The 1,646-nt window shown below is 34.7% G+C and carries 2 protein-coding genes; both read right to left on the bottom strand.

Translation table 11 applies throughout. The annotated features are described in order from the left end of the window. Positions 1-342, bottom strand: a 342-nt coding sequence (locus B2X72_RS03035; RefSeq protein WP_286848242.1) for a histidine kinase, incomplete at its 3' end; no start/stop codon positions are given. A 408-nt stretch (positions 343-750) separates the two neighbouring features. Continuing rightward, positions 751-1,646 (bottom strand): outer membrane beta-barrel family protein (locus B2X72_RS03030; protein WP_286848241.1); only part of this gene is annotated, 896 nt, incomplete at its 5' end.

Raw genomic sequence — 1,646 nt, 5'->3', positions numbered from 1 at the left:
TGTGTCGTCTTTTTTTAGCGTCAAACGATAGAGGTTGTTGAGCGTGTTGAACAAAAAATGTGGATTGAGTTGCGCTTTTAAAAAAGCCTTCTCTACGCTAATATTTTCCAATAACAATTTTGACTTCTGCTCTAGGATTCGCATTCGGTCTTTATTTATTCTTCTGATGTCTATTAATATTTTGGTAAAGAAAAAAGGAGACAATGAATAGATAACCGACAATGCATTTAATAGCACCGCTTTAAAGCTGAATACGGACCACAGGTTGGGAATGAAATCCTTTTCCTTACCCATTAATGGATACAAATTAGAAATATCAAAATCATATTTGTAAGCTAGCACATAAAACAAATTATTGATAAATAACCAAATAAAAATACATACTGGCGCAGTTAAGAAAGGTAATATCCATAAATTTAAGTTCCTCGCGTAAGGTATAACCAAGTAGAAAAATAGGTAAAACACAACAAGAGAAGACAATAAAACACGCGATGACAAAAATATTGATTGGTTTGAGGATATTCCAGTTACATAATAGTAGTTGCTGAACAGGAGCAGGGTAAATGTAAACCACATTCCAAAATGAAGTAGGATACGTACATTCGTTGTATAAAAAGTATCGAAATCTTGCTTCCTGAAAAATGTATCTGCTTTAGTGATGTATTGATTAAGTCGAGATTGTTTCATAAATCCTTAGATAGTTCAGTTTTGCGGCTCAATGAGCCGCAAAGATAAAAAATAGTGGTACATTTATAATCTTCCTTTCTCCTCCATACTGCTTGATTCCATTCGTTTTGCTTTAAAGGTAGTGCCGGTTTTGAAGTTATATAGTAAAGAAATGGAGCATACACGCGATTGCTCCTTGTGCATTATCCAGATTTTAGTATTGTTAAAATAACTTGTCGCCCGATAATTATTGGTAAAAAAGATGTCGCTAATATTTGCCTTGGCAACCAATTGATCTTTGATTAATTTTTTCTGAATCCCTAGATCAACGGAGCCGATGGCTTTAGTTACAATATTTCCAAGTAACATTTGGGGGGTGTAAAAAGCATTCAGATTTATACTATATCCTTTGCCAAAGGAAATTTCTTGTTCTGTCTGTAATATAAAAGAAGCTTTCTTTAGATTAAAATAGGGGGAAGTTGAACGTGTATGAGTGAATAAAATCGTGTTCGTACTTGACCAGCAGGGTAGCAATGAAATGGGAGCGCTCAGAGTGGCCGTCCATACTCCTTGAGTCCCCACGTTGTCTTTAATAATCGTTAACAGTTCTTCTTCTGCCTGGTTGCGTATAATTTGCGAGATCGCATTTTTGGTATGGGAATAGTTCAAAGCAGTATAATATTTTTCTTTCCATAATCCACTAATTTCGAACGAATTTGTGAACTGCGGTTTCAGAAAGGGATTTCCTGTCTGTACGGAATAATTATCTATATAATATTTATAAGGGTTTAAATCAAAATATGAGGGCCGTTTAATTCTTCTATTGTAGGTAAGTGATACATAATTGCTTCCCTGCGAGTTTAAATTCTTCTTTAAAAAAAAACTTGGGAACAAATTGAAATAGCCTTGTGCGAGTTTGTCCCTTTGCTCGCTCAAAAGTTGTCCTTGAATATTGGATTTCTCGCCTCTTAATCCCAATT

Source organism: Sphingobacterium sp. UBA7253 (assembly GCF_002472745.1).
GTDB classification, from domain to species: domain Bacteria; phylum Bacteroidota; class Bacteroidia; order Sphingobacteriales; family Sphingobacteriaceae; genus Sphingobacterium; species Sphingobacterium siyangense.
Note: the sequence above shows the minus strand (reverse complement) of the source record. Positions and strands in the feature narration are given on the sequence as shown.